This is a genomic window from Microcoleus sp. A003_D6, from assembly GCF_036702825.1.
In the GTDB taxonomy this organism is placed as follows: domain Bacteria; phylum Cyanobacteriota; class Cyanobacteriia; order Cyanobacteriales; family Microcoleaceae; genus Microcoleus.
In genome coordinates this window covers 1-3,462 of sequence record NZ_JAUBWA010000250.1, presented here as the reverse complement: position 1 = coordinate 3,462, position 3,462 = coordinate 1, and the positions used below count along the sequence as shown (strand labels likewise).

Sequence of the window (3,462 nt, the reverse complement as noted above, 5' to 3'; positions counted from 1 at the left end):
ATTTTTATTTGGCGATTTTACTGGCTTTTTCATTTTAACCCTTTTTTGGCATACTCGCCAAAGTGAGATGCACCCGTATTTAATTTCCTGTTTTGATATTAAACCGATTCATTTACAGCAAGTCATGGAAGAATTACTGAGTCAGCTTAAACAGCAAGGATTCTATCGATATGAAGAATCGGAAACGATCGAAATATTGGAGAGGCTTTCAATCCAAACATCCTCACCTTGGGTGTTCGATGGAAAATACCAATACGATTCTTTAGATACGGTGACAGAAAGCGATGGAGTATATATCAACGAAGGCTTATTGTGGTTAGACGCTCCGCATCCTCAATACAGTCTTTGCTTCCTTAGCAGAGAAGACTTATCCGAATGTGTTTACGCCTATGCACTTGAGGAACTCAAACCTATTTTAGAAAGAGCTGGTGCGATCGTCAATGACATTGATGAATTTGAAGCAGATAATGGTGATTCCTTTTTAAGGCTTAATGAAGTTGACTACCTTATTTGTCCCTCAGCAGTAAATTCAGTTGCTACACGTACTATTGACAAGTGGAATTTTGTCACAGCGAAAACTTTGCTAGCAGCAAACAACTTATTAGCACACGCTCAGTCAGAGGAAAGAATTTATGTAGTTAGAGAGCTAGATGAAGATGGTTTATATATCGCACTTTTAACACCTCCAATGTGTAGCTTAATTTCTCAATATTCGCTCTTAAATAATGAGTTAAATCCTAAAGAAATCACAGCTTACTTTGCTGAATATCTTGATATGTCTAGATATGAAATTGAATCTGTCGAGACAGTCGCAGTGGTTAGTAAATTTTGCGATTTATTATTTCCAGAGCTATTAGAACAACATCCAGACTTAACTAAGTTATTTGAGTATCAATCTGAAATATTGAGTCCACTTGAAGATTTGAATCCAGAGATATCAGCTTGGTATAAGCAGTTCCAGCAGATTAATGCCCCAGATAACAATACTCCGGACAGTTTTTGAGGCCGAGGCTGAAACCCTCATTCTACCGTTAGCATTTGACCTCACTGAGAAGGCTGAAACCAGCATTCTGCCGTTAGTGATTGAAAACTGTCCGGACTATTGAGATAATTAGGTTTAAAATAAAATAGATAGATAGATAGATAGATAGATAGATAGTGTAGTAAGCTATTTCTGAAAATGCCAACTTACGATCGCTTTGAAGTGCGAATTAATCGAACATCTTTTCCTTGGACATTAGGCAATAAACTTGATGTAGCTGAGATTCATATAAACCATCAACCGCTACTAGAATTAGTGCGCCAAGTTGAAGAACCACTTGTTAGAGCAGAGATTCAGGAGCGGCGATCGGCAGGAGAGATTATTGATGAATCAGATTTTCCACCCGGAGATTACTTGTACTTACCACCTTCTATGATTCTGCTTCCTTCACGAAACTTGCTCGACGAGCCTTGGGATTGTGGATTTGAGTTGCAATCCAACGATCCACAGGCTGGCAAAGCGATTGTTTTAGGTTGCACTTGTGGGGTGATTCAGTGCTGGTTTATGCAGGTTCGGATCGCACTTAATGAATCTACTGTTGAGTGGGCAGATTTTGGTCAGTTTCATCGTGATTGGCAATATACTCTGGGGCCATTTAAGTTTGACCGAGAGCAATATGAATCTGAACTTTGGAAATCGGGCTAACCATCCCTTATGAAAGCAGTATAATAGACTTAATCAGACTGGCGGTTTGTAACGTGGATATTCTAATTGAGTCAACAAAAGGCTTTGAAAACGATCTTACTAAGTTGAGTGAAGATGAAAGAGCAGCAGTGATTAAAAAAATCAACGATTGCGCCAGCCTCTTTCCAACTCAAAAAGCTGATGTCTATCGTAAGCTGCGCCGCCTTCGTCTACCGTCAAATCTTAATGGTTACGAATCTTCACTGTACACACTACGGGTTTATCGAACACTAATGGTGATTTGGGCAGTTGACGAAGATCCAATTTTTGGGCAAGTTATTTTTACTCTTTTTCGAGTAGTCAAACACGATGACCTCGATAAAGCATATCAGGGTGTAGCAGAGTCTTTATATCAAGATTTGCTTCACCAAAATCTAGCAACTGCCCAGATTTCGTAAGTTTATTTATGGCACAGACTATTACACTCTGCGATGAATATGGCATTATTTACGAAGCTATGAAGATTTTGCCAGATGATGGGCTAAAGATTTGTTTTCTTGAAGCTTTGGCAGAACTTGAAGACAACGAATGTCACAGAACGAGAAAATTTCCAAAGACGAGACTGCACAAAGTAAAGGGTGTGAAGCAGGCAATTTATCGTGCTGATATCGATAAAGTTTCAGGCTGGCGTATCCACGTTCAATACATTAATGGACAAATTCATCTCAAGGATATTATTGAGGGGCAAAGGCACGATGATGTAATTGAGGTGATTAAATCTAAGAAGGTACGCTACGAGTAGATATAGCTAGCACTTAAGCTGTCAGACATCTAAACTGCATTAACTAAGTTACCTTTATTTTTTATTTTTCGGTTCCATTTCATAATTAGTCCTCCTTCATTTAATAGTTTATGTAACAGTGATTCTAGTTTTTCAATGGATTCAAATAATCTATTGGCAACATATTCCTTGGCGGAATGCCATACTAATTCCACCAAGTTATAGTCAGGGCTATACTTGGGCAAAAACTCCATGATTAGATTCGGCATCTCTTCCGCTATTTTCTGCAAATTTTCTGCTTTTTTATGAAAACTAGCATTGTCCAAAATTATCACAAACTTACAGCCTTTATCTTTAAAGTCTTCCGCTAAGTTTCCTTTCAATATCCACTCAAATCTTAAATCTTCATAGAAGTTTTTTAGCACTGCATAAAAATTAGCAGAATTCCCAGATGGGATAAAATCTACCCATCTTTTTTTGTCTGAATATCTCACTCCACCCATGACATTAATACGACCCTTTCGTCGGTCTCCTCTTTTTTTGCTTCGAGTCCCTTTTTTGCACCAGTTCTTCCTCCTAATCACTCTTAAACTAAATCCACTCTCATCCCAAAACCATACCTGCAAAAGGTCTGGACATTCTTTTTCTATTCTTAGATATTCAGATAATTTATCTTTAAATAAACCCCTTTCTACGGCATCTTGCTTATCCTCTAAGCTATATTTAGCCCAGAGGTAAACATACTTTTTTGATTTTAAAATTCTCCTTACTTGGGTACTACTTAGCTCAATTCCTGTCTGCTCTTTTAGATGCAAGTCTAGCTGTTGTCCATCTTCCGAACTCATAGCCATATTTTTCAGGCTCTATTTCAACTGTTTCTAAAAGTAAATTAATATATTTTTCTGTGGCTTTTCGGTAATTACCCTTCATCCTATTATCAGGGCGAACGCATCTAAATTTTATGTTAACAGAATATGGTATATTGGAGAGTAATTATTGATTACATACGAAACAT

The 3,462-nt window shown here is 37.7% G+C and carries 4 protein-coding genes and 1 pseudogene; 4 read left to right on the top strand and 1 reads right to left on the bottom strand.

Translation table 11 applies throughout. The features are described from left to right. The 4 genes from QUB70_RS32010 to QUB70_RS31995 all read left to right on the top strand — a co-directional run. Positions 1 to 1,003 (top strand): hypothetical protein (locus QUB70_RS32010; RefSeq protein ID WP_332985823.1); only part of this gene is annotated, 1,003 nt, incomplete at its 5' end. A gap of 177 nt (positions 1,004 to 1,180) precedes the next feature. Then, the gene (locus tag QUB70_RS32005) at positions 1,181 to 1,687 is read left to right on the top strand and encodes a hypothetical protein (RefSeq protein ID WP_332985822.1); all 507 of its coding nucleotides are present in this window, start codon (positions 1,181 to 1,183) and stop codon (positions 1,685 to 1,687) included. A gap of 53 nt (positions 1,688 to 1,740) precedes the next feature. Continuing rightward, positions 1,741 to 2,124 (top strand): hypothetical protein, encoded by a 384-nt coding sequence (locus QUB70_RS32000; protein ID WP_332985820.1) that lies wholly within the window; start codon positions 1,741 to 1,743, stop codon positions 2,122 to 2,124. Positions 2,125 to 2,132: 8 nt separating this feature from the next. Beyond that, positions 2,133 to 2,468, top strand: coding sequence for a hypothetical protein (locus tag QUB70_RS31995; RefSeq protein ID WP_332985819.1), 336 nt, complete (start codon positions 2,133 to 2,135; stop codon positions 2,466 to 2,468). 29 nt (positions 2,469 to 2,497) lie between these two features. Here the strand turns inward: QUB70_RS31995 and QUB70_RS31990 are convergent. Beyond that, positions 2,498 to 3,386, bottom strand: a pseudogene (locus QUB70_RS31990) (IS630 family transposase); the annotation flags it as partial. Positions 3,387 to 3,462 lie beyond the last annotated feature (76 nt).